This is a genomic window from Oceanobacter sp. ABM4_470, from assembly GCF_056158645.1.
This window is the reverse complement of record NZ_JBSWTR010000001.1, coordinates 3,400,403-3,425,199: the sequence shown is the minus strand read 5'-3', so window position 1 is coordinate 3,425,199 and position 24,797 is coordinate 3,400,403. Positions and strand designations below refer to the sequence as shown.

The 24,797-nt window shown below is 54.2% G+C and carries 22 protein-coding genes and 2 pseudogenes; 14 read left to right on the top strand and 10 right to left on the bottom strand.

What is annotated here, in order from left to right; translation table 11 throughout:
• Window positions 1-138: 138 nt before the first annotated feature.
• From ACXADJ_RS15165 to ACXADJ_RS15140, 6 genes are all read left to right on the top strand, one after another.
• Complete coding sequence (locus ACXADJ_RS15165) at window positions 139-1,668, top strand: YifB family Mg chelatase-like AAA ATPase (RefSeq protein WP_475067423.1); 1,530 nt, start codon at window positions 139-141, stop codon at window positions 1,666-1,668.
• Window positions 1,669-1,835: 167 nt separating this feature from the next.
• Entirely contained in the window at window positions 1,836-3,071 is a 1,236-nt protein-coding gene (locus ACXADJ_RS15160) for a YbfB/YjiJ family MFS transporter (protein WP_475067420.1), read from the top strand.
• A gap of 72 nt (window positions 3,072-3,143) precedes the next feature.
• Entirely contained in the window at window positions 3,144-3,341 is a 198-nt protein-coding gene (locus ACXADJ_RS15155) for a hypothetical protein (RefSeq protein ID WP_028292225.1), read from the top strand.
• Between the two features lie 193 nt (window positions 3,342-3,534).
• Entirely contained in the window at window positions 3,535-5,562 is a 2,028-nt protein-coding gene (gene rep / locus ACXADJ_RS15150) for a DNA helicase Rep (protein ID WP_028292226.1), read from the top strand.
• 72 nt (window positions 5,563-5,634) lie between these two features.
• The gene (locus tag ACXADJ_RS15145) at window positions 5,635-5,925 is read left to right on the top strand and encodes a hypothetical protein (RefSeq protein ID WP_475067418.1); all 291 of its coding nucleotides are present in this window, start codon (window positions 5,635-5,637) and stop codon (window positions 5,923-5,925) included.
• Window positions 5,912-6,346: a hypothetical protein gene (locus ACXADJ_RS15140; protein ID WP_475067416.1), complete on the top strand. Its 435-nt coding sequence runs from the start codon at window positions 5,912-5,914 to the stop codon at window positions 6,344-6,346. The genes ACXADJ_RS15145 and ACXADJ_RS15140 overlap by 14 nt, the downstream gene beginning before the upstream one ends.
• Window positions 6,347-6,417: 71 nt before the next feature.
• Here the strand turns inward: ACXADJ_RS15140 and ACXADJ_RS15135 are convergent.
• The 3 genes and pseudogenes from ACXADJ_RS15135 to ACXADJ_RS15125 form a co-directional block, all read right to left on the bottom strand.
• Window positions 6,418-7,251, bottom strand: a pseudogene (locus ACXADJ_RS15135) (transposase); the annotation flags it as partial.
• A 49-nt stretch (window positions 7,252-7,300) separates the two neighbouring features.
• A pseudogene (locus tag ACXADJ_RS15130) lies at window positions 7,301-8,372 on the bottom strand (IS3 family transposase).
• A gap of 72 nt (window positions 8,373-8,444) precedes the next feature.
• Window positions 8,445-9,035, bottom strand: a complete 591-nt coding sequence (locus ACXADJ_RS15125) for a transposase (RefSeq protein ID WP_475067414.1) — start codon at window positions 9,033-9,035, stop codon at window positions 8,445-8,447.
• Between the two features lie 79 nt (window positions 9,036-9,114).
• Between ACXADJ_RS15125 and ACXADJ_RS15120 the strand changes: the two genes are divergently transcribed.
• Window positions 9,115-9,261: a hypothetical protein gene (locus tag ACXADJ_RS15120; RefSeq protein WP_475067412.1), complete on the top strand. Its 147-nt coding sequence runs from the start codon at window positions 9,115-9,117 to the stop codon at window positions 9,259-9,261.
• 12 nt (window positions 9,262-9,273) lie between these two features.
• On the opposite strand, the gene ACXADJ_RS15115 is transcribed toward ACXADJ_RS15120, so the two are convergent.
• From ACXADJ_RS15115 to ACXADJ_RS15105, 3 genes are read right to left on the bottom strand one after another with little or no spacing between them, the layout of a single operon-like run.
• Window positions 9,274-9,672, bottom strand: a complete 399-nt coding sequence (locus ACXADJ_RS15115; RefSeq protein WP_475067410.1) for a hypothetical protein — start codon at window positions 9,670-9,672, stop codon at window positions 9,274-9,276.
• Window positions 9,672-10,436: a hypothetical protein gene (locus tag ACXADJ_RS15110; RefSeq protein WP_475067409.1), complete on the bottom strand. Its 765-nt coding sequence runs from the start codon at window positions 10,434-10,436 to the stop codon at window positions 9,672-9,674. The genes ACXADJ_RS15115 and ACXADJ_RS15110 overlap by 1 nt, the downstream gene beginning before the upstream one ends.
• Complete coding sequence (locus ACXADJ_RS15105; protein ID WP_475067407.1) at window positions 10,424-10,657, bottom strand: hypothetical protein; 234 nt, start codon at window positions 10,655-10,657, stop codon at window positions 10,424-10,426. The genes ACXADJ_RS15110 and ACXADJ_RS15105 overlap by 13 nt, the downstream gene beginning before the upstream one ends.
• Window positions 10,658-10,845: 188 nt before the next feature.
• On the opposite strand from ACXADJ_RS15105, the gene ACXADJ_RS15100 reads away from it, so the two are divergent.
• Both ACXADJ_RS15100 and ACXADJ_RS15095 read left to right on the top strand, forming a co-directional pair.
• Window positions 10,846-11,142, top strand: a complete 297-nt coding sequence (locus ACXADJ_RS15100) for a helix-turn-helix domain-containing protein (protein ID WP_475067405.1) — start codon at window positions 10,846-10,848, stop codon at window positions 11,140-11,142.
• Complete coding sequence (locus ACXADJ_RS15095) at window positions 11,132-12,421, top strand: type II toxin-antitoxin system HipA family toxin (protein WP_475067403.1); 1,290 nt, start codon at window positions 11,132-11,134, stop codon at window positions 12,419-12,421. The genes ACXADJ_RS15100 and ACXADJ_RS15095 overlap by 11 nt, the downstream gene beginning before the upstream one ends.
• A gap of 183 nt (window positions 12,422-12,604) precedes the next feature.
• Here the strand turns inward: ACXADJ_RS15095 and gndA are convergent, their stop codons facing one another.
• Window positions 12,605-14,146, bottom strand: a complete 1,542-nt coding sequence (gene gndA / locus ACXADJ_RS15090; protein WP_475067401.1) for an NADP-dependent phosphogluconate dehydrogenase — start codon at window positions 14,144-14,146, stop codon at window positions 12,605-12,607.
• 320 nt (window positions 14,147-14,466) lie between these two features.
• Window positions 14,467-15,813: an NAD(P)/FAD-dependent oxidoreductase gene (locus ACXADJ_RS15085; protein ID WP_475067399.1), complete on the bottom strand. Its 1,347-nt coding sequence runs from the start codon at window positions 15,811-15,813 to the stop codon at window positions 14,467-14,469.
• Between the two features lie 542 nt (window positions 15,814-16,355).
• Between ACXADJ_RS15085 and ACXADJ_RS15080 the strand changes: the two genes are divergently transcribed.
• The 3 genes from ACXADJ_RS15080 (at window position 16,356) to ACXADJ_RS15070 (ending at window position 20,445) form a co-directional block, all read left to right on the top strand.
• Entirely contained in the window at window positions 16,356-17,513 is a 1,158-nt protein-coding gene (locus tag ACXADJ_RS15080) for a TonB-dependent receptor plug domain-containing protein (RefSeq protein WP_475067397.1), read from the top strand.
• Window positions 17,514-17,518: 5 nt separating this feature from the next.
• A complete protein-coding gene (locus ACXADJ_RS15075; RefSeq protein WP_475067396.1) occupies window positions 17,519-19,324 on the top strand; it encodes a TonB-dependent receptor domain-containing protein in 1,806 nt (601 codons plus the stop codon).
• 167 nt (window positions 19,325-19,491) lie between these two features.
• Window positions 19,492-20,445 carry a 2-hydroxyacid dehydrogenase gene (locus ACXADJ_RS15070; protein WP_475067394.1) on the top strand — a complete coding sequence of 318 codons (954 nt, stop codon included), beginning with the start codon at window positions 19,492-19,494 and terminating at the stop codon, window positions 20,443-20,445.
• Window positions 20,446-20,457: 12 nt separating this feature from the next.
• On the opposite strand, the gene ACXADJ_RS15065 is transcribed toward ACXADJ_RS15070, so the two are convergent.
• Together ACXADJ_RS15065 and ACXADJ_RS15060 are read right to left on the bottom strand one after the other, a co-directional pair.
• Complete coding sequence (locus ACXADJ_RS15065; protein WP_475067392.1) at window positions 20,458-21,312, bottom strand: GNAT family N-acetyltransferase; 855 nt, start codon at window positions 21,310-21,312, stop codon at window positions 20,458-20,460.
• A gap of 559 nt (window positions 21,313-21,871) precedes the next feature.
• Window positions 21,872-22,828: a LysR family transcriptional regulator gene (locus ACXADJ_RS15060; RefSeq protein ID WP_475067390.1), complete on the bottom strand. Its 957-nt coding sequence runs from the start codon at window positions 22,826-22,828 to the stop codon at window positions 21,872-21,874.
• Between the two features lie 102 nt (window positions 22,829-22,930).
• Between ACXADJ_RS15060 and ACXADJ_RS15055 the strand changes: the two genes are divergently transcribed.
• Window positions 22,931-24,016, top strand: coding sequence for an ABC transporter ATP-binding protein (locus ACXADJ_RS15055; protein ID WP_475067389.1), 1,086 nt, complete (start codon window positions 22,931-22,933; stop codon window positions 24,014-24,016).
• Window positions 24,017-24,095: 79 nt separating this feature from the next.
• Window positions 24,096-24,797 carry an HAD-IA family hydrolase gene (locus ACXADJ_RS15050; protein WP_475067387.1) on the top strand — a complete coding sequence of 234 codons (702 nt, stop codon included), beginning with the start codon at window positions 24,096-24,098 and terminating at the stop codon, window positions 24,795-24,797.

The window sequence follows — 24,797 nt, the reverse complement described above, 5'->3', positions numbered from 1 at the left end:
TGGCGCGGGCATCCCAACTTGATCGTCAGTACTGTAAAGCGAGTGCTGGCCCGGACCGACCATTGACCGAACCGGGACCGGAAATACACTCGACCCCGTCGTCTTCTTTATGTCCGCAAACGATAGCAAGGATTGCTTATGTCATTTGCCAGTGTGCACACCCGCGCCCAGTTGGGCGTTGAATCCCCTGATGTTCAGGTCGAAGTCCATTTATCTGGCGGCTTGCCGTCGCTCAGTCTGGTCGGCATGCCGGAAGCCGCCGTGCGTGAAAGCAAGGATCGCGTTCGCAGCGCCATCCTGACGTCGGGTTTCGACTTTCCCGCCAAGCGCATCACCATCAATCTGGCACCGGCCGATTTGCCCAAAGACGGTGGTCGATTCGATCTGGCCATTGCGCTGGGTATTCTGGCGGCTTCCGGGCAAGTGCCGGTCGACAGCGTTCTGGGCCATGAATTTCTGGGGGAGCTTGCGTTGAACGGCGAACTACGAGCCATCACCGGTGCCTTGCCCAGCGCGGTGCGCTGTGGTCAGGCCGGGCGGCGTCTGGTGTTGCCTATGGGTAATGAAGCCGAGGTGTCGTTGTCGGAACAGTGTGACATGTCGACGGCCTTGTCGCTGGCGCAGGTGGTGTCGTACTTGCGCGGTGACGACACCCTGCCCAAGGTGCAGGCGGAGCTAACAGATGAAGGACACGATATATCTGTCGCCGACCTGCTGGATGTCAAAGGCCAGCCGCAAGCGCGACGGGCGTTGGAAGTGGCTGCCGCGGGTGGCCACAACCTGTTGTTTATTGGCCCGCCCGGTACCGGCAAAACCATGCTGGCCAGCCGTTTGCCGGGTATCTTGCCGCCCATGAATGAAAACGAGGCGCTGGAGTCAGCGGCGGTGTACTCCATTGCGGCTACCGGCTCGGACTGGCTCAGCCGCTGGCGTCAGCGGCCGTTTCGGGCACCTCATCATACCGCCTCCGGTGTTGCTCTGGTGGGTGGTGGCACCAACCCCAGACCGGGAGAAATCTCACTGGCCCATGGCGGCGTGTTGTTTCTGGATGAGCTGCCGGAATACAGCCGCAAGGTTTTGGACGTATTGCGGGAACCGTTGGAAAGCGGCCGTATTGTCATCAGCCGGGCGCAGCGCAGTGTGACTTTTCCGGCCCGTTTTCAGCTGGTGGCAGCGATGAACCCTTGCCCGTGTGGCTATTTTGGCGACCCGTCCGGGCGCTGCCGCTGTAACGAAGAGCAGATTCGCCGCTATCAGGGCCAAACCTCTGGGCCTCTATTAGACCGCATCGACCTGCACGTCGAAGTCCCTTCGGTTCCCACCGCCATCTTGCAGCAGTCGCCACCGGGAGAATCCAGCCGCGAGGTTCAGCAACGGGTGCTGGCGGCCAGAACCCGGCAACTCAACCGTCAGGGTTGCACCAATGCAGAATTGGCAGGCCAGCAGCGCGACGTGATGTGCAAGTTGACCAGCGATGATGAGCAATGGTTCTTACGGGCAGCTGAAAAGCTCAACCTCAGCGCCCGTGGTTATCATCGGGTGGTGAAGCTGGCCCGTACCATTGCCGATCTGGCGCAATCGGCAGAGATTCAGAAACCTCATCTGATGGAAGCCATTGGCTATCGCAGCCTTGACCGTGTCGTCAAATCGCCATCACCGACCCCCTGACCTGAAATCGGGAATGAATTCCCTCCTTGTATCTACTCACAATCACAGGACATAACAGGTCAGCCATTTGGCACAATCACAAAACCCACCAAAGCGGCATAGGCGACCACCGGCTTTGGCAGTAATGTGTTGCGTTGATTGTTATCTCCTGGCTGGAGCCTGCTGTCTTGTCACAACCGGATGTCGCTACCCCAATTGAATCCACAACCACCGATGGACAACGCTACAAAGTGATGGCGGCAGGGCTGTGCGCTCTGGTGTTGTCGCTGGGCATTGCCCGTTTTGCCTACACGCCGCTGCTGCCGGTGATGCAGCAACAAGCCGGTTTGTCGCCGCTGGTGGCTGGTTGGTTGGCCACGTTTATTTACCTTGGTTACACCGCAGGCACCTTGCTGGCGACCTTCACCAAAGACCCTCATCGCAAATTTTACCTGTACCGCCTGTGCCTGATTCTGGCGGTGCTCAGCACATTGGCCATGGGGCTCAGCAACGATCCGCTGGTGTGGTACATCAGTCGCCTGATTGGCGGCTTCAGTGGCATTGCCGGGCTGCTGCTGGCGTCCGGGCTGGCATTGAACTGGCTGATACGCACTGGCCACAAACCCCAGTTGGGGTTGCATTTCACCGGTGCCGGACTGGGCATTGTGGTTACCGGTGTGTGCACCGGACTGATGCTGGAGCAGCTGAGCTGGGACCAGCAATGGTTGCTGTTGGGCATCGTCGGATTACTGTTCTTGGTGCCTGCCTGGATCTGGATGCCTGCACCCGCGTCGCTGGCGTCACAACCCTCGATGGATAACCCGGCGTTTAACGCCACCAGTAAACGCTGGATGGTGCTGATGATGCTGGCCTATTTCTGTGGTGGTTGTGGTTACGTGATGGGCGCCACGTTTATTGTGGATATTCTTGAACGCCTGCCGCTGTTGAATGGCGCAGGCCCGTGGTGCTGGGTGATTGTTGGCTTGGCGGCCGCGCCGTCTACTTTCTTGTGGGACAAGGTGGCGGTGGCCATCGGCCAGATTCGCGCGTTGATTCTGGCTTACGTAATGCAAGCCTTCTCCATGTTGCTGCCTGCTATCAGTGACTGGGTCGTGCTGAACCTGCTGGCTGCGGTGTTGTGGGGTGGCACCTTCATTGGCATCGTGAATTTGACCCTGACACTGGTGGGCCGGCGTTTTCCGCATAATCCGGCTAGCTACATGGCGGCCGTAACGCTGGGCTACAGCGTGTCTCAAATGGTGGCACCGGTCGTTACCGGCTATGTGCTGAGCATGACCGATGAATACCGGCTGGCACTGCTGGTGTCGACGCTGGTGATGTTCGCAGGCGTTGCCGTGCTGTGGCTGATTCAACAATTGCCGGAGCAACCGCTTAACCCGGCAGCTGACCCCGCAAGCGATTGACCGTACTGGCTGGTAAATCGACCGATTTGAACCACACTTTGCAGTAGTGGGTTTATCGGGAGAGCACCGCGTATGGCGACTGATCGCAAAAAGGCCATCAAGCGCAAAAATGCCTGGGCGGCGGTGGGCCGTTTCTTTGGTTTGCTGATTCTGTTAGGGGTGATCGGAGCGGGTGTGTACGCCTTGCTGCAGTACCACAATGGCAAAACCGGCCAGTACCAGAACGAACTGTTCTTTGGTGATATGCCGGAAGAAGAGGACGGCCGCTAATCGTAGGCTGTGGATAACGGTTGGTCTCGCACAGGATGGTGCGCTTGCGCCCATCACGCCTGCTTTGCGGTGGCCCAAAAACCCGTCGTGCAATCCTGTCTGAACAACTCTGACAATGGCATTTTTGCAATTGCCACACTGAAATTCACACACCTCTGAGCTAGAATGCCCAGCCAGTTCAGAGGAAGCGCCCGTGGTCGATTTATCCCATCTAAACCCCCGTCAAAAAGAAGCCGCCAAATACATCGATGGCCCCTTGCTGGTACTGGCGGGTGCGGGTTCGGGCAAGACCTCGGTAATTACCCGCAAGATCGCCTACCTGATTGAATCCTGTGGCATCAAATCCCACCATATTGCGGCGGTAACCTTTACCAACAAGGCTGCCCGCGAGATGAAAGAGCGGGTTAGCTCGCTGGTGGGCAAGGGCGGTGCCCGTGGCCTGACGGTATCGACCTTTCACAACCTCGGCCTCAACATCATTCGTCAGGAGCTGAAAGCCACCGGCTACAAGGCCGGCTTTTCGATCCTCGACCAGGACGACTGCAAGAACATCATCCGCGACGTCATGCAGCGCGAACATGGCGATGACGGCGACATGATCGACCTGGTACAGAACACCATTTCCAACCTCAAGAACGACCTGATCACCCCGGATCTGGCCATCAATCAGGCGGCCAGCCCGCAGGAAATGATGATCGCCCAGACCTACTCCGTGTATCAGCGCATGCTGAAGGCCTATAACGCGGTCGACTTTGACGACCTCATCATGGGGCCGACGCTGCTGTTTATGAACGACCCCGAAGCCCTGACCCGCTGGCAGAAGAAAATTCGTTACCTGCTGGTGGACGAATATCAGGACACCAACACCTCGCAGTACGAAATGGTGAAACTGCTGGTGGGCTACCGTGGCGGTTTGACCGTGGTAGGGGACGACGACCAGTCGATTTACGCCTGGCGGGGTGCCAAGCCGGAAAACCTGTCGCTGCTGAAAAAAGACTTCCCGAATCTGAAGCTGGTGAAACTGGAGCAAAACTACCGTTCCACCGGCCTGATTCTGAACGCCGCCAACCGGGTGATCGACAACAACCCCCACGAGTTCGACAAACGGCTCTGGTCCGACATGGGCTACGGCGACCCGATTCGCATCCTGAAGTGCAAAAACGACGAAATTGAAGCCGAACGGGTGGCTTCTGAAATCGTCGAACGCCGCCTGCGTTATGGCTGCGGCTACAAGGACTTTGCGGTGCTGTATCGCGGTAACCACCAGGCCCGCATGATCGAAATGAAGCTGCAAGCCTACCAGGTGCCCTACAAACTCAGCGGTGGCCAGTCGTTCTTTGGCCGCAACGAGATCAAGGACATCATGGGTTACCTGCGGCTGATCGTGAACCCGGCCGACGACGCCGCCTTCCTGCGTGTGGTGAACACCCCTCGCCGTGAAATTGGCCCGACCACCATCGAAAAGCTCAGTGAATACGCCGCGACCCGGGGCACCGGACTGCTCAGCGCCACCACTGAAATGGGACTGGAGCAGCTGCTGACCCCGAAAGCCGTCGACCGCCTGCGCCGCTTTGGCCACTGGCTCGATACCATCACCCGCAACGCTTACACCGACGACCCGATTGCCGCCATCAAGGAGATGCTCAACGACATCGACTACGAAGGCTACCTGATGCAAAACTCAGGCACCCCCAATCAGGCCGAACGGCGCATGAAAAACGTCTGGTTCCTGGTCGACTCGATCTCGAAAATGATCGAAAAAGCCGACGAAGTGGGCGATGAAATGACCATCGAAGACGCCATCGGCAAACTCATCCTGCGCGACATGCTGGAACAGCAAGCCGAAGAAGACGAATCCGACCAGGTGCAACTGCTGACCCTGCACGCCTCCAAGGGTCTGGAATACCCACACGTCTACATGATTGGAATGGAAGAAGAGCTGATGCCTCACCGCAACAGCATCGAAGCCGACACCATCGAAGAAGAACGCCGCCTGATGTACGTGGGTATCACCCGCGCCAAGCGTACGTTAACGCTCACTTACGCCGCCAAACGCCGCCAGTTTGGCGAAACCATGGACACTACCCATTCCCGCTTCCTCGACGAACTGCCACCCGATGACATCGAATGGGAAGGCAAAGTGGAACGCTCACCGGAAGAACAGAAAAAACGTGGTCAGGAAACACTGGCCGGTTTGAAAAACCTGTTTGGGGATTTGTGATTTCAGATTCTGGTAAAGATCAGGAGCCAAGTTGTCATTGCTCTTAAAGAATCAGGAGTTGATATTGCTAATTTGAGTAGTGCCGATATAAGAGCTCTTCGTAACAATACAACCTGTGTTGTTGTTGGTACGTGTGATCATCAACAGTTTTCAAGAACATTTGGCGGTCGAAATAATATTACTCAAATTTATCAAGATGGTTTGGATTTAAGGATGGCAGCAGATGCTGATTTAGACGTCTGGGAGAGTGTGTGGAGAAAGAATGGTTGGTCAAATAGCGAAATTGCAACAGTTCGACATCAAGTGCATTATGTTAATGAGCAAGTATTTAATGATTTAGGAATCCCCTATGGAAGCGATTGAATATCTTGGATTAGACGTTGAGGAAGTATTAATTCAGAAGAGAGTGGAAGATCAAGAATTAGATTACAGAAAAGTAGAAGGTTATGATTTTTTAGAGTTCAGAGATAAGGGGTTTTTCCTGGCTTCTGCTGCTGGAGTTGGTTTTATAACTAGCTGTAAAATATATTTCTTTGCAGAAGACGGTTATCTTCCAGCTTCGGATTCCATCCGGGGGAGATATTCTGAAATTAGAAGTTATGGTGATATGGATAATCTATTCGGCCATTATGTTAAAGAATTTCGGGGACTTAAAATTCCCAGCAGACCTCCTATTTTACCCAGCCGCGCTTATGAAGATGGACCCTATTTGGTATCCGCAACTGCAAAAAACGATACGGAGATCACGTCAATTTCGATTAAGTTTAAAGAACGGGATGGCTAATGAAAAACAAAGGGGACAAGTAGGATTTTGAACTGGCTCCCACGCTCTGAGGCTGTGAAAGTATTCTCCGATCAGCAACTGACATGCTGATTATTTGGGATTGGCCGATAACATCGGCCAATCCAGAACAATAAATACAAAATGAGTTCTTTCAGATACTCACAGAACCTCAGGAACACCGAAGTACCCAGGATATTCAGTACTCTGGTCAGGTTGTAGCCAACGACCGCCAATGACCATTCACCTCGAACTTTTCTGAAGCCTCTCACCAAAAAATGCGTCCACCCCATCCTGGTTTTGAGCGTGCCAAAGATGTGTTTAACCAGCGCGGCTCGCTGTCGCATTCTGACCGGGCCTTCCGCTTCCATACGCTGGCGATGCTCATCCAGACGGTCTTCGTGTTCCCATCGGTACATCTGACGAGTACGACTCTTCGAAGCCAGACAGTGCTGACGCAGAGGGCACTGATCGCAGTCCGCTTTCGTGCTGGTGTATTTGTTGCGCAGTTTGTTGTTCTTTCTCTGATTCTGACCGTTCTTTGACAGGAATTTGTCGGCTGGGCAGCGATAGTGGTCAGCCTCTGAGTCATAGATAAAATCTTCTCTGCCATAGCGGCCAGCGTCCTTGATGACTCTCTGTTTATTGGGCTCTGGAACGTAGGGCAGAATATCGTCGTCCTGACATTGTTTGATATTGGATTGCTCAAAATACCCGGCGTCAGCCAGTACGGTCAGTTGATCAATCTCCAATGCGTCTTTGGCCTGAGCTGCCATGGAATAAAGTTGGCGCTGGTCGTTGGCATCATTGGTGACGTCGCTGGCTACGATCAGTTGGTTGTCCTCGTCCACAGCCACCTGAACGTTATAACCGACTGTTTTCTGGCCATTTTTGAAGAGTTTTCGAGCATCAGGGTCGGTGTCGGTGTAACCCTCCCCTGATTAGTACCACTCTTTTCTAGAGGTTCTCCGGGGTGGTTGCTTGTTCACGATACTCGCTTGGTGTCAGATCCCCGAGTGATTCGTGTGGTCGTTCTTCGTTGTACTCCCTCATCCAGCGGCTGGTAATATCTCTGACTTCGTCCAGGTCGCTGAAGAGATAATAATCCAGTATTTCTGTTCGGTAGGTTCTGTTGAACCGTTCTACATAGCCATTCTGGGTCGGTTTACCCGGCTTAATAAATTCCAGCTTCACGCCATGCTCTTCAGCCCATTCTGCTAACACCAGTGCTGTAAATTCAGGCCCATTATCCATACGGATCTGAGCAGGATAGCCTCGCCATTCTGCGATTCTATCCAGTGTACGGATGACTCGTCTGGAAGGTAGATTCAAATCGATTTCAATCCCGAGTATTTCACGATTGAAGTCATCGACGACGTTGAACGTCCTGAATCGCCGTCCGCATTTGAGCGCATCACTCATAAAATCCATCGACCAACTACGATTCTCGGCTTCAGGCACAGCCAGTGGTTGCGGATACCGGTTCGGCAACCGCTGCTTGCCTTTGCGTCGCAGGTTCAGCTTGAGCTGGCAATAGATCCGATACACCCGTTTGTGATTCCACGGATGCCCGAGCTTTCGCAACTTCACGAAGAGTTTGCGGAAGCCATATCTCGGGTACCTCACCGAGACACGTTTCAAAGCCTCAATGACCGCATCATCCCGATGCGGATCGGGACGGTAGTGATAGGCGCTTCGGGCGATATTCAACGCTCGGCAACTGCGACGTTCGCTGAGTTGATGCTCACCTTTCAGGGCATCGACCAATAAGCGCTTCTCTGCGGGTGTCAGAGCTTTTTTTCGATCACATCCTTGAGCGCTCGGTTTTCCAAGGCTAGGTCAGCGTACATGCGCTTGAGCTGGGAAAGCTAGGGTCGGAAGCTTCCATACCGCTGTATTTGCTTTTCCAGTTGTAATACGTGGCTTCGGATACGCCGTGTTCACGGCATACGTCCTTCACGGTTCGACCGGCTTCGACGGCTTTGAGGATGGTGATGATCTGGCTTTCAGTGAAGCGGGATTTACGCATGAGACGATCTCCTTAGTGCGTTGATTATCCCGGAAAATCTCCAGTTATGAATGGCTCGGTTTTTGGGGAGGGTTACACATCGGTGCTGTGTTGCGATTCATCCTGATCTTCGGCATCCAGAGACTCGTGGTATTGGCGAATGCGCTCTTCCAGCTTTCGAATCTGACTTTGCAGACCTTTGTGAGTCCGTATGCTTTTCAGGCTGGCGTTACCTTGAAAGAAGCTGCCATCGATAGCCACCAGGTCCTGCGAGACCAGATTCAGACTGCGGCAAAGCAGCAGGAAATCCCGGTTCACTTTGACCATGGCTTCGGGATTATCCTTGCGGAAGTTGGCGATGGTTTTATAACTCGGCTGCTGTTTTTCCATCAGCCAGATGACTTCCAGATTGCGCTGGCACTCCTTCTCAAGTTTTCTGGAACTGCGAACACCATTCATATAGCCGTAGAGATATAACTTGAGCAGACTGGCCGGATCGAAAGGCGGCTGACCCCGGTTAGATGACGAGGCTACATTGGTAAAACCAAGGCCGGCGAGATTTAGCGTATCGACGTAGACATCAATCGCTCTGACCGGGTTGTCATCTCTGATGCGCTCATCCAGAGCTTCGGGGAATAAACCCAGCTGCTCGCGGCTGTGCTTACTCTGGTAACGGCGGGTCATCGGAGAACCTTCAACGGAAAGTATTCGAGGGCAGCATACCATCGAATACTTTCACAGCCTCTCAGCGTGGGTGCCTCTATTGGACTCCACCCTTTCTCGCCTCCTCGACGAACTGCCACCCGATGACGTTGAATGGGAAGGCAAGGTTGAACGTTCGGCGGAAGAACAGAAAAAACGCGGTCAGGAAACGCTGGCCGGGTTGAAGAACCTGTTTGGGGATTTGTGATCCCCAGGCAGGTTAATCCGGTTTGATGCAGTTGCCTGAAAGCGAATAGTAGTTGAATGTACTTATATTTATACGGTTTTTCAGGTTCTCACATTCTTTGTATTCACTTTTGGCAATGTAAGAGTCAACCGCGTAATCGATCATAAAACCGGAGACTATAGTAGTTCCAATCACCAGAAAAAATAGGCCGTGGGCCAAGGTGGTTCCGACCCGGTTTCCGAATACAATCACCAGATGGTAGAGTGGAATTGATATTATTGATAAAAATATTCCAAATGGCCTCGAAGTGCTTATTATCTCGGTGCCATTTCTAACTTCAGTGAGTGTTGACGAATATCCATTTATCACCAGTCCAACTACAATTATGGCGATAACATCCAGAACTATCAATGCGGCCTTAGGATAAAACATCAGTAAAAAATACCTCTTCCTACGTCCTGATCAGTCTCATATTGCCAGTCTAAATGTTCATTGAATTTGTTCACGAATCTAATTGCTTTACGGTCCGCTTCTTTAATTTTGGTAGGAATTTCCGATAAGGCGTTTATTAGTTTGTCTGTGATATGGAAAGTTTCATCCAGATAGTTTAAGCCTAACACTGCAAGAACTCCGGCTAATATAGCTACTGCAAACGGCCCTGTAGCAACAATACTGGCTCCGGCTGCAATGGCGTTACTATATAAAATCCATACGGTTATTGAACTGATCATTGAAGCAATGCCAAGTTTAACAACATCCGATGCTGTTTCTCCAATGAAGTGCGCCAGTTTTGCCTCGTCCTCAAGGCATGCTTTTAATGCGTTAATCGGAATGGCTATGATTAGAGTCAGTCTGGCACCTGATATAATAGAGCTGTTGATACCTTTCTGAGTGATTGCAAGATTAATGATTTTTAGGTTGTTTGCTAGATATCTTGTGCCTTTCAATAATGATCGGTTTCCAGCGTTCCCTTTGACTATTATATACTGTTTACCTTGAACAAATTTACTTTGGATTCTACCGCTGATGCCAAGGTCAGAAGCTATCTTCCCGAGTAGTACGGAGTCTAAAATGACAGGGACATAGTTACTTGCCGCCTCGAAATCTTTTACGCCTGTGAGAGCTTTTTCCGCAGAGGTTGGGCCAACTTTTTCCTTCCATATTTTGAAAACTTGCTCGGCACTCAGAAACTCCAACAGATGAGCGTTTTCTTTAAACTTGCCTCGAAGCTGTGCTTCAAGCGTTTTTTGTCTGATAAATCTTCCCTGGTCATCACATCTTCCTGAAAGTAGAAAATCCAGCCAATCAATAACTCTGGGTAATCAGCTTGCCAAGCAGGGAAGTGATTATTTGTGATGTGTTTTCGGGCAGAGTTAGAAAATTGTGATACAGCTGGCAGCCTGGAGGCGAGACCCAAAGAGTGACTCCACCGCTTTGAAGTGGTTTCCTCGCTCCGCGTGGGCGCCTCTGCTACCACGTTGCTTCCAGAGCGTAGCAACGATACAGTCCTAGTGTCAGAATTTAAGATCCTTTTTGGATGTTATGTTGTCTATTTTTCTTAAAATTTGGCTAAAATAGATGCTATGTTGTCCAAAGGCTCTGATTATGAATTCGTTCAGATTGCTCGATGATACCGATGTCCAGCAGGCATTTGCGGCTTATCTTCGCAAGCAGCGCAAGGCTGAGGGGCTTTCTCGTGATGCATTGGCGCAACGTAGCAGCGTGCCTTCAGCCACCATCAAACGCTTCGAGTTGACGGGGCAAATTTCTTTCCGGCAGTTATTACTGCTATGGCAAAGCCTCGACGACTTGCAGCGTTTGTATGAGCTGGCTCAGCCTACTTCTTCCGGCAGACAGCGTATGCCAACCTCCATCGACGAGGTGCTTAACGATGAATTTTAAGCCCATTCAGAAGCTGGTTGTTGAGCGTACCTTGTCTGATGGGCAACGGATTGTAGTGGGGGTGTTGGCGCAGAATCGTCAGGGCACCTTCTTTCAATACGACCCGGACTATCTGGATGGCTATGCCGGGTTGTCGCCTTTTACGTTGCAAACGACAACAGACCTTCAATTGGCTCCCAAAGCCCCGCACGGTGGTTTGCACGGTCTTTTTGCCGACAGTCTGCCGGATGGCTGGGGGTTGCTGTTGCAAGATCGGGTGTTCCGCCAGTACGGCATTCAGCCGCATCATTTGACTCCCATGGACCGTCTGGCCTTTGTTGGCCAAAGTGCGATGGGTGCTTTGTCATTTTCACCGATGTCGGAGTATCGCCCGACCGAAGGGCATCAGCTGGATTTGGCAACGCTGGGCTTACAAGCCCAGTCGGTGTTTGATGGCCAGACGGAAGAAGTGCTGAGCGCTTTGGTGGCCGCAGGCAGCTCTGGTGGTGCCCGGCCGAAGGCGCAGGTGTACATGAAGGCAAGCGACCATAGCGAATGTCGAACCATACCTCAGCAAGGTGATGACGCCTGGCTGGTGAAGTTTACTTCGCGGAATTTGCCATTGGGCCACGAAGAAGGCCTATGCGAAGCGGTGTATCTGGCATTGGCTGAGCAAGCCGGATTGAATCCACCGCAATGGCAGTTATTGGATGCCGCGCCGCAGTCTGGTGCGCGGTCCTGGCTGGCGATCAAGCGCTTTGATTGGTTGAGCCGAACTGAGGGTGCTGCTGGTCGACTGCATATGCACAGTGCTTGCGGGTTACTGGATGCTGATTTCCGCTCGCCCAGCCTCGACTATGAAGATCTTATTAAAGCCAGCAGGCAGTTGTGTCGATCTCCTGCGGTGGGACAGCTGCAATTCCGACGCGCCATGTTCAACCTGTTTGCCGCCAATCAGGATGACCACAGTAAAAACTGGGCATTTCTGCAGCATGATAACGGGCAATGGCACCCAGCACCGTTTTATGACGTGACCTACAGTCCGCATCCATTCAATGAGCATGCAACGGCTTATGGTGGCTACGGCAAACAACCGCCGCTGAAAACGATACAGAAACTGGCAACCCATGCGGGCTATGCCAGCTGGCATCTGGCGCAGCAGGATATTCAGCACATCGTTGCGGTATTGGCGGGGTTTACGAGTATTGCAACAGACGTCGGAGTTCAGCCTGCAACCATCAAGGCTATTCAAATAACGCTGGATCAGCGACTGAGCGACAACAGGGCTTTATTGGGCTAAAGCGGGTTCCAGAGGGGGAAATCCAAGCCAGCTCCCATGTTTCACATGGGAGCCTGAACTGGCTCCCACGCTGTGCGTGGTAGCCCATGCGAATGAAGCTTTGGAAGCTGTTGCCTGCGGTATCAGCCTTGCAACGAGCAAAGCCCTTATCCAAATCGGTTAAGGGCTTTTTTGATGGAAGGCTTAAACCTTTACCTCAGGCCGTCCCGGCGTGCTCCACTGCGTGTGGTAAGCCTCATCGGCTGGTTTATCCACACGCTGGTAGGTGTGTGCGCCAAAGTAGTCGCGTTGGCCTTGTAGCAGGTTGGCAGGCAGTACGTCGGTGCGGTAGCTGTCGTAGTAGCTCAGCGCCGACATCATGGCCGGGCATGGCACGCCAGCGATGGTGGCCTTGGCGATGGCCTGACGCCAGTCGCTTTGGTATTCGGCGATTTGTTTGTTAAAGAACGGGTCCAGCAACAGGTTGCTTAGCTGGCTGTCTTTTTCGAAGGCGTCGGTGATCGACTGCAGGAACACTGCACGGATGATGCAGCCTGCGCGCCAGATTTTGGCGATTTCGGCGAAGTTCAGGTTCCAGTTATGGGTGTTGGAGGCCGTTGCCATCAGCTGGAAGCCCTGCGCGTAGGCGCAGATTTTGGAGCAGTACAGTGCTTGCTCCAGTTGGCTGATTGCTGTGGCTTTTTCTTCGTCAGAAACAGGGGCTGCGACAGGGCCAGACAGCTGCTGGCTGGCTACGCGACGCTCGTCTTTCAAGGCTGACAGGCTGCGGGCAAACACGGCTGAGGCGATGGTTTGTGCCGGGCTGCCCAGCTCCAGTGCGCCAACGGCGGTCCACAGACCAGTGCCTTTTTGGCCAGCGCGATCCAGAATCATATCCACCAGTGGTGCATCGGTAGTGGCGTCGGTCTGGGCCAGTACTTCGGCGCTGATTTCCATCAGGTAGCTGTTCAGTTTGCCTTTGTTCCACTCACTGAAGACGGCGGCGATTTCGGCCGGTGTCATCGCAAGGGTGCTGCGCATGGCGTGGTAGGCCTCGCAGATCAGCTGCATGTCGGCGTATTCGATGCCGTTATGCACCATTTTTACGTAGTGGCCAGCACCGGCTGGGCCAATGTAGGTGACGCAAGGTTCGCCTTCGGTGACGGGTTTACCCGGTTCAAACGATTCCAGCGGCAGGCCGGTAGCAGGGTCGACCTTGGCGGCAATGGCGTTGAGTACCGGCTCAATGCGTGCCCAGGCGTCGGCGTTGCCTGCTGGCATCAGTGACGGGCCAAAACGGGCGCCGACTTCACCACCGGATACGGCGGTAGAGAAGAACACCAGGTCTTTGCTCAAGCGGGCTTCGCGTTCGACGGAGTCGGTCCACAGGCTATTACCGGTGTCGATGACGATGCTGTCGCGTGGCAAACCGGCTTCAATCAGCTGGGCGCAAACAGCGTCGACCGGGGCTCCGGCGGGTACCGACAGCATGATGATGTGCGGTGCAGCGATGTTGCTGAGCAAGTCGGCGAACGAATCACAGCCAACCAGGCGAGCAGCTTGATCGCCACGCTCGGCCTGATCTTTTTCCAGAATGGCCTGGGTCTTTTCGGTGTCGAGGTCAAAACAGGCTACTGAGTAACCGTGGTCGGCCAGGTTCAGGGTCAGGTTGGCGCCCATAACACCGAGGCCGATAAAGCCAATATCGCATTTGGCATCTGTTGTCGTTGCTGTTTGATTCGTCATATTACTCGTTAGGTATTCAACGCTAGTGGCACGCGTTCTTTAGCCAGAAATTCGTAGGGTCGCCTGTCGCTCAAGGCCGCTGTAGGGGCTTGGAGGAGGCAAATGGGCAGAAATTCCGGTGGATTGATCGCTTTGGGCGGCAGCTTGCTGATCTCTTTGCCGTTTGGCAAGTGGTGACGCGATAAACACGCGGTATTTTCGCCTCAAGAAAGCTGACATTAATGGTTTGGGTGACAAAACCAGCCGAATAGTGGTTCTTAGTGCCTTCTTTGTAGTCAAAGACCCCGAAGAGCGGCTAAAGCGCTCTTCGGGGAAACCACTCAGTGAAGTTTCATCTTTGGTTTGATCACCCGGGTCAGCCAGTCCAACACCACGATCAACGCACCACGGAATTTGCCGTGAATAGCGATCTGGTGCATGCGGTACAGCGAGATGTAGAACAGGCGCGCCAGCTTGCCTTCGACAAACATCGACTTGCTGCTGAGGTTCCCCATCAGGCTACCAACGGCGCTGTAGCGGCTGAGGCTAACCAGTGAGCCATGGTCGTGATAGGCGAAGCCTTTCAGCGGTTTGGCAATGCGTTGGTTCATCAGGTTCTTGAACACACAACTGGCCATCTGGTGGGCAGATTGCGCGCGTGGCGGCACGCGGGTGCCGTCTTCCATGGTGAACGAGCAGCAGTCGCCAATCACCCACAGGCCGTCAATCACATTGCCGTCAGGGTCTTTGGCTTGCAGGTATTCGTTGGTTTCGATCTGGTTGCCGCGATTCAGCGACAGGCCGTCAATTTTGCCAACAAAATCCGGCGCTTTTACCCCGGCGGCCCATACCATCAGGTCGGCGTCGATGCGCTCGCCATCTTTGGTCAGCAGGCCGTTTTCATCGGCGGAACTGACCATAGTGGAGGTACTGACCTTGACGCCAATGTTAATCAGCTCGCGGGTTACCGAGGTCGAGATACGTTCCGGCAGCGCTGGCAGTACCCGTGGTCCGGCTTCAACCAGAGTGACTTCCAGCTGGTGGCGCGACATGCCGGCCATGCCGTAAGAGCGCAGCAGCTCGGTTACCCGGTGCAGTTCGGCCGACAGTTCTACGCCGGTTGCACCGGCACCCACGATGGCAATGCGCAGTCGATCGCCCGGTCGGTTTTGGTGAATGTCGGTGAAACGGTCGATCAGGGCGGTATGGAAGCGGTCAGCCTGACGGGTGGAGTCGAGCAGGTAGCAATGCTCCTGAACGCCCGGTGTGCCGAAGTCGTTGCTGATGCTGCCAACGGCCATGATCAGGGTGTCATACGGCAGCTCGCGGGATGGCATCAGGACTTTGCCGTCCTGGTCCAGACGCGGTGCCAGCGTGTAGGTTTTGTTGCGGGTATCGAGGTTGGTCAGTTCGCCCAGTTCAAACTGGTAACCATGGCGAGCGCCATGGGCGTGGTAGGAAACACTTTCGGTACCTGTGTCGAGGGTGCCTGTGGCGACTTCGTGCAGCAGCGGCTTCCAGATGTGGGTACGTTTGCGGTCGATGAGGGTGATTTTGGCTTTGTGCTTGCGCCCGAGTTTGTGGCCCAGGTGCGTGGCCAACTCGAGGCCGCCGGCGCCGCCGCCCACAATCACAATGTTCTGACGGGAGTGTGGGTCACCGCCAAGGGAAGGTTGTTCTGCGTTCATGGAGTTTCCTTAATGTTAAAGGGATAAAAGGTATTGCTAAAACGTTGGCAGAACGGTGTCCCTGATGGTTTGGCCCAGTGTTGGCGCTGCGGCGTTTGGTGTATGCAGTGCGGACTGTGGGGCTGTGTGCTTGCTGGCTATGATCGGGCGTCAGATTAGTGGCCATCGGATCATTAGTAGCAGCATGCTGTGGGGTCGTTACGGTTGCCTTTCCTTCATTATTGCAAAAGAAGCCGCTTCATACCTCTGTCATACCCTGTGACCTAGAATGGCAGGCCGATTTGGTAGCGTATCGGGTGCTGGCAGCCTTCGGTTTTTCTTTAGCGGCTGTTCTTTTCTGACGGTTGAGTGTGCTGCAACAGACCGAACAGACGCTTCTATAATGTCCGTCGGGCACAGGGTTTTCAGGTTTGGGTAATATCAGCGGCATGCTTGATCTATGGAGTTTGAGCCCAGTCCGGCAGCGGAGTTCTGGCTGGTACGCTCTGTTGCTGCCAGTCTTGACACTTTTCGCGTTATCCCGGCCTTCCTTTGCTGAGCCCTTGCCAGATTCTCTGCCTGAGCCTATTTCTGAAAAGGGCTGTTTCTTTGATGGCGTTAGCCAGACCTCGATAGAACACCTGATAGAACAGCTCAGTCGCTACTATGGCACCAGTGCGGTGATGTCGGCACGGCCTCAGCAGTCCGCTACAGAGCAGACCACCCCGGAACCCCGGCGCTGGATAAACCAGCCACTGGGGCGTTGTTCGTTGCAGCGCTTTCTGGAGTTGGCGGTGCAGAACACCCATTGGCAGTTCCGAATGACAGCTGCTGGCGTGGTGTTTTCTTTCTATCCAACTCATTATCCAGCTAACGATCGTAAGCCCGAGGCTCCAGGTGCGGATGCCCTGTGGCAGCCCGAGGTTCTGGTCACCGCCAGTCGTTTTGACAGCGCCCCTTCCATTGCCACACGTTACGCCAGTAATACCCTCGAAGAAGCGGCCCACGTGACGGCAGGTCAGCTCGGAGGCCAAAGCCGGATCACGGCAGCGCTGGCAACCCGGGCGGCGGTGACTTTCAGTCAGGAAGCCGGGGTCGACCGAAATATCAGTGTTCGCGGTCTGGGCTCGGAATTTACCCGCGTCAGCATCAATGGCATGCCGATGCTGGCGACGGGCACCAGCATTGATGCCAGGGGCTCGGTGAATAACTCCCGCAGTTTTGATTTCAATGTGTTGCCAGAAGGCCTGTTCAACCGCATCAGTATTGTGAAATCGGGTAACGCCCGGATGGCGGAAGGTGCGATTGGTGGCTCAGTGGATATGAGTACGCCAAGGCCCTTCGACGACCGCAGCCTGTTGGCAGGCGAACGCCAGCAGTGGCTGACCCTGCAAGGGGAGTCCAACGTTCGTAACGATACCGGTGGTGCCAGTTTGGGCGCTGGTTTTCAGGGGTTGAGCCCGTCGGGAGACTTCGGTTGGGCCACCAGTGTCAGTTATCGCAAACGGACGACCTCCGAACAAGGGTATTCCACCGTGCGTTGGCAGCAGGCCGACTGGGGCGAGCAAAGTCAGCTTTCTGAAGCCCAGCAACAGCAGCTGAACAGCGGCGTGTTTTATCCGCGCCACAATCGTTATGACATTCTCAACCGCCAGTTAACCACGCTGGGTTTCGCCAGCGTTTTGCAATGGCGTAACCGTCCTGGGGGAATTTGGATCTGACCCTGATGGGTTCCCGCCACAAGCAGGACATGCACGAATACCACATTACGTCGGCGGGCATTCGCACCCAGGACCTCAGCGACGTTACGGTGAATGACTTTGAACTGGGGCCCGAGGGTATGGTGTACGGCGCATTTTCAGATGTTGATATTCGCTCCGAGCACAACCACGAAGAAGACAGCACCCGCCTTGGGCAGCTAAAGCTGGACTGGTCGATGGCGCTGGATGAGCGTTGGTCGGTTGCTGCGGCATTGGGCTATCAGGCCTCGGTGTTCCACAGTCCGCTGCATAACAATATCTCGCTGCTGGCACCGGGTCAGGACTTCAGCTTTGACCTCCGCAGCAACGACCGTATCTCGGTGAATCGTTATGGCTTCGACATACAAGACCCGGCTGAGTGGGAGCTTTGGCGCGTTACCTTGTACGAAGACAGAGTCGTTAATCGCTACAAGGTGGCGGAAACCGAACTGGCGTTTCAGCAAAATCCTGGTCTGACCCATTGGTTGGGCGTCAAGTATCAGCACTTCTCTAACGAGCGTCAGCAGGCTTCCTATACCTGGCAAAGTGACGATGGCGATGCCATGGGATACATAGACACAACACCGGGACATTTTGGCCGTGGACTCGGTGTCTCTGGCTTGCCGAGCCGCTGGGCAGTGGGACAGCAGGGGCTGCTGAAAGCACTGGGATTGAATGACAGCTTGCTGGAAAAAGACCCAACCCAGCAACGCCAGCTGCAGGAAACCTCCTGGGCCGGTTGGTGGCAAGGCACCTTTGAACTGTGGCAACTGCCGTGGCCCCTGCGTGGTGATGTTGGTGTGCGTTATGCCACTACCCGCCAGCAGGTGATTGGCAGTCTGCTGATTGATGACAGTGATGACGCAACTGGCACAGATACAAGCAACGGCAGCCAAATTGAACCGGTGAACGAACACTTTCGCTATGGTGATTGGCTGCCATCGCTGCATTTGGTCGCCCAGCCGCGCGACGACCTGCTGCTACGCATGGGCTATAGCCGCGAAATGTCCCGGCCATCCATCGATGCCCTGACTACCCCGCTGCTGATGCGCACCAGCGCCCGCATTGTGGAAAGTGGCAATAGTGAACTGAAACCCAGTCGTGCCCATGCCTTTGATCTGGGCATTGAGTGGTACGGCCAGGGCCATGCCTTGCTGGCAGCCGGGCTGTTCTACACCCGCATCGATAGCCTGATTGTTACCGAATCCCGCACGGTCACCCTCGACCAGCTGCCGTATTACAACCCCGGTTGGGAAGCGCAAGACAGCGGCTCTGGAAGCTACGACTACCGTCGGCCGGTGAATGGTCCGGGCACCGACATCAGTGGTTTGGAAATCAACATGCAGGTGCCGTTCAGCTGGCTGCCCCCGGTCTGGAACCGCTTCGGCCTTGATGCCAGCTACGCGCTCAGTAAAGCGCTGACACGCTATCCGCTGGACGACGGCAGCATTACCTTGCCGCCACCGGGGTTATCCCGGCATGTACTGAATGGCTCGCTGTGGTATCGCGGCAGCCATTTTGAAACGGGCGTTACCCTGCGTGCCCGATCCCGCTACTTGACGCTGGTGCCAGGCAACAATGGCAACGACCGCGAAGGGGTCAACGCCTCGGCCATTGTTGGCGCCTGGGCCAGCTGGAAACTCAACCGCCAACTGACCCTCAGCCTGGACGCCAACAACCTCACCAACGAAGCGTTCGACAAATTTGTAGACAGCAGCAACCGGGTTTACAGCTACTCCGTCACGGGGACGGAAGTGCAGCTGGGTCTGAATTGGCGCTTCGGTAACGATTAACCACACCGTTCTCTCCCTGCTACCAGCGCCCATCAGCCAAGCCTCTGAGTCTGGCCTTCAACCTCCCGGCAGCTGCCAGTATCTGCTGTCTGTACATGCAGATTTGCCATATTCCTTCCTGTTTCTGGCGGTAGCCTCAATAAAAGAAATCAGGACCAGAGTACGTTATGGGATTTTTGTATCAGGGCGATCCACGCAGAACCGGGCGTTGGCGGCAGTATTTGGCCAAACAGGCGGCTGAGATGCCGTTCTGGAGCTGGCCAGCTCTGGTGACAGACAATGCCACCGACAGCCTCGACAAACAGGCAGTTCGTTATCTCGGTGTCTGGAATACGGAATTACTCCAACGGCTCGATGAATTCCCCAATGTTGAGTTGATTTTCTCGTTGGGAGCGGGCGTTGATCAGTTTGATCTCAGTGCCATTCCGGCACACATCCCCTTGGTGCGGATGCAGGAGCCGGGCATCGTCAGCACCATGCAGGAGTATGTATTGATGATGACGCTGGCGATTCATCGTCAATTGCCTGTGTATCTTCAGCAGCAACAACAGCAGGCCTATCAGGTGTTTGATGTATGGCCGACCAGCCATACCCGGGTTGGTGTGCTGGGGCTGGGTCAGTTAGGCAGTGCAGTTGCTTCAAGGTTGGCGTTGAACGGTTTTCAATGTCGGGGCTGGAATCGGTCTGAGCGTATGATCGACGGAGTTGACGTCTTTGTGGGTGAGCAGCAGCTCGGCGAATTTCTGACTGATACGGATATTCTGATTTGTTTGCTGCCATTAACCGATGCGACCCGAGGTATTCTGAAGCGGGAGTTGTTTGAACAGCTCCCCAAAAGCGCCAGCCTGATTAACGTTGGCCGCGGTGAGCATCTTGTTGAAGATGATTTGCTGTGGGCACTGGAAAGTGGCCAGCTGAAAGCCGCGGTACTGGATGTTCAGCACCCTGAGCCTCTGCCCCCAGGTCATCCCTTCTGGAGCCATCCGGCTATCGTGCTGACACCGCATATTGCCAGTCAAACCCAGCCAGAGACTGCGGCGGCCGCAGTATTGGATAACATCCAGAGGCACCAGCAGGGCTTGCCATTGTGTGGGCTGGTGGATCGCCAGCGCGGTTATTAGTGGCGCTGGCTATCAGGCGGGTGGCAACCCGGTCGCCTGACTGAAAATGGCGAAGGTGCGGCCATGGGGGATATCCGATTGCGGCGGCTTATGGCGCCACATGACTTCCAGTCGGTCGACTTGCTCCAGTCCCTGTTCGCTCAGAAGCGGCTGCAGGCCGCAGTCTTCAGGGATATCCAGCCGCAGGAAAGGGCGCTCATTGGGCAAATGGCTGGCCAATCCCAGAATGATCTTTTCGGCCCGATGCAGATTTTCCGCGACGACTGGCCCAATGACTGAACCCCGGCCAAAGTCGCGTAGCAACCCCAGAGCGTCGCTGCTTCCATTCTCATTCTTCAGAGCCAGCCCCTGACACTGCACCAGTGCGTCGAGCATGCTCGGCTGTTCAATGCCTGCCACATGCAACAACGATTGCCTGAGCTTATCTGCTTCCAACAAAGGCGGGGCTTCATTCACGAGTGCTGCTTGCCAGCGCCCCTGCCACTGTTGCAGGTAACTGCAGGTTTCAAAACCGAATTTGCGATACATGGGGCTGCCAGCTGCCGTTGCCGTAAGGGTAACGGCTGTATCAGAGCTGCCGCTGGCCGCGGCAATATGGTCCAGCAAGCCTTGAAAGATTTTTTTGCCCAATCCTCTTCCTTGCAATGAGTTATCTACAATCACCAAAGCGATTGACCAGAAATCTCCCTGATTGAGCGCGCAGCCACAGCCGACGAGCTGACCGCTGGATTCCAACACCAGACATTCACCGAGGCCAATAAATAGCTGCCAGTCTTGTTGCCGATGGGGCCACCCTTGCTGAGCGGAGAGTTGAGCCAGCGTTGTCAGGTCGGAAGATTGGAACGAGCGAAGTATGAAGTCAGTCATTGTATTGAGTTGGCTCTGGATAAACATGTGGGGACATCTATTTAATCCTGCACGGCTCTGCGCGAGCGTTGCCGTTGTTCAGGGCAAGGCGACGAATGCAGCGGAATGACGAGTCCTTTCCAAGTTCGTCAACACCGCACTGGGCGACGGCAACCCGCGCCCTGCGGGGGCTGCCGGATGACCTCGACTCTGTGTCGCCGACTTTTGACTTGACCCGTCAGGCCTACAAGTCGGCTTCGTGATTCGAAACCATCCAGCAGCCCAGAGTGAGCACCGGATTAAATAGATGTCCCCATGTATACAAGATTGTTTTCATATAGATATTTCCGATTCGGGTTTTATTATTGTCTGATATTATTTGATTTTAATATAAACCTTATTGTCCACTCTGGCAGTGGTGTAAAGATAGCTTCGGTATATAAAACTTACAAAACAAAGCGTTGTTCAATCAGAAAGCATTGAGGATATCTCTGTTCTTTTTTGGTGCGTTTTTAGTGTTTTATTTTGGTGCTTTTTAATCGAGATTGACCCAGAAAAGAACTTTTTAGAGCTCTGGCCATCAGCTTAAATTATCAAGTTCTGCCGCCAGTCCCAGTTGTGGGTAAAGTTTATCTACTTGTCTTATTTCCGCATGAGTCTCCTGAATGATCCAGTCCCTGACGTTAGCCGCTGCTTCAGACAGTGGTCTTTGACGGGAGTACACCAGATGACACAAGCGGCCGGTTTTGACGATCTCGTGCGAGACTGGCAGCAGGGCTCCTGTACATAGCCAGTTGGAGACGACGTTGAGCCAGCCAACGGCAAATCCCTGACCCTGCAGTGCCGCCTGCAGCACAATGGCGTAGTCGGAAAACTCCAGGTTATGGGGGACCAGACGAAGCTTCTGGATGCTGTCGAAGTATTCGCGCCAATTGGTTCTGGCATCGGTCAGGCTGATGTAGGTGGCGGGCGTATCGTTATGACTGCCGTCAAAATGCGCGTTGTAGTAGTCACGATTGCAGACCAGCATCAACAGCTCTGGCATCAATAAATCCGCACCATGACTGAGATCCTCGCCCGACATAAAGCGCATTCCGAGATCGACATCCTCGACCGGGCCAGTCAATGAAGAGGAAACCAGCTGGAAGCGAATATCGATATCGGGGAAGGCCGCCTGCAACTTGTGCATGCGCGGCATCAGCCAGTGAGTGGTGAAAGCGGTCGATACCGACAGCGTGACGGTTTCGTCTCCACAGCGTCGGTTTTCGATGTCCTGTAGTGCCTGGTCGATGGTCAGAAACCCCTCTTTGACACCTTTGTAAAGTATCTCGCCGTACTCCGTCAGAGGTGCTTTACCGGCTTTGCGATCGAATAATCGCACCTCCAGATGATCCTCCAGAAGTGACAGCATTCGGCTTACCGCAGGCTGGGTAACGCCCATTTCCTCGGCAGCTCTGGTGAAATTTCCACATCGTGCAGCAGACTCAAAAACAAACAGAGCGTTGGCACTGGGAATCTTGCGACGTAAGTTAGGCATAACCTCAGGTTATGCCTATTCAAATTATTTTTCAATTGAATTTGTCCTGACAGCGCTGTTACTAATATGGCCACACGCTAGTAATCCAAAACGAGATTCGTGATGAATAGCAGTCATTTAAATATGGGCGTATCCATTCGGGGCGCCAGTAAAAGCTACGGTAATACCCAGGCTTTGAAACCAATTAACCTCGATATTAAAAAAGGTGAGTTTGTTTCCTTATTGGGGCCGTCCGGTTCCGGTAAAACCACCTTGCTCGGGTTGCTGGGCGGATTTGTTATGCCATCTTCCGGCGCGGTCTGGATTAACGGCGAAGACATGACATTTACGCCACCACACAAGCGCGGCATCGGCATCGTGTTTCAGAGCTATGCGCTGTTCCCACACATGTCGGTGGGCGAAAACGTCGCCTTTCCACTGCGTGCCCGCCGCATTCCAAAAAGCGAATGGCCAGCCAAAGTGAAGGCCGCTCTGCAGATGGTTGAACTGGACGGTTATCAGGATCGCAACATTGCGGCGCTGTCTGGTGGCCAGCGTCAGCGTGTGGCGTTGGCTCGGGCGATGGTGTTCGAACCGGATCTGATCCTGATGGATGAGCCACTGTCTGCGCTCGACAAACAGCTGCGCGAAAACATGCAGATTGAGCTGCGTAACCTGCACAAACGCCTGGGTGCCACCATCGTTTACGTGACCCACGATCAGGGTGAAGCGCTGACCATGAGTGATCGGGTCGCCATCCTGGCTGGCGGCGAACTGGTGCAGATCGATGCTCCGGAAGTGCTGCATAACCACCCTAAAAACGCCTTTGTGGCCAACTTTATTGGTGACTCTACGCTGGTGCCTGCCACCCGTGCTGGCGGCGATCGCATCCAGATTGGCAATGAGTCGCTGGTGTCTGCCCGCCCGCTGCCAGTCGGTGACGAATTGTTCCTGTCGGTTCAGACCGAAAAATTGCTGATCGACGATGGTAACCAGCCGGACTGCGTTAACCGTATGAGCGGCAAGGTAATGGATGTGGTGTATCAGGGCGACAGCTTGCGGGTGTATCTGCAACTGGCCAACGGCGTCAATCTGACCTTGCGCCAACCAAGCCATTACTCGGCGGCGCGCCAGATCCCGGTGATTGGCCAGGACTTGCAACTGGCGCTGCACCCGGAAGACACAATTGTGGTGCCGCAGGTGGCTTGAGCAAAGTCGCTGCGCCACCAGATTAATGACCAACCCCCAAACACAACGATTTTACTGACCCTGAACAGGAGTTTCCGAAATGGAACTGTCCGATTTTAAAGTACTGACCTTCGACGTTGTTGGCACCCTGATTGACTTCGAATCCGGTGTATTGAATGCCGTTCGCAGCATTGGTGGCGAGATTGCTGCCCAGTACTCCGACGACCAGATCTTTGCAGCCTATAAAGAAGGCCGTGATGTGTTCCCGGGTCGTTCCAGCACCGAGATGGCCAACGTTTACAAGCATCTGGCCAAGCTGCTGGATCTGCCGGCTACCGATGAGGCAGCCGACAATTTCCAGATGGCTGTACTGCGTTGGGCACCTTTCGCTGATGCAGTGGAAGCCATGAAGGAGCTGCGCAAGCACTACCGTCTGGTGGCCATGACCAACGCCGATCGTACTGCGTTTACTGCCTACAACCATGCGCTGGGCAACCCGTTCCACGACAGCGTGACCTGTGATGAAACCGGTGTGGCCAAGCCAAACCCGGAATACTTTGCCTACAACAAGGGCCGTCAGTTCGCCTTTGGTTATCCACAGAACGAAATCCTTCACGTGGCCCAGAGCCAGTACCACGACATCGGTGTGGCTCAATCATTGGGTTACGCCACTTGCTGGATCGAGCGTCGTGCTGACCAGGAAGGTTACGGTGGCACTCCTGACCCGGTGGAATTTGCTACTCCGGACTTCCACTTTACTTCCATGAAAGCCTTCGCTGACGCCGTCGCTGCAGGTAAATAA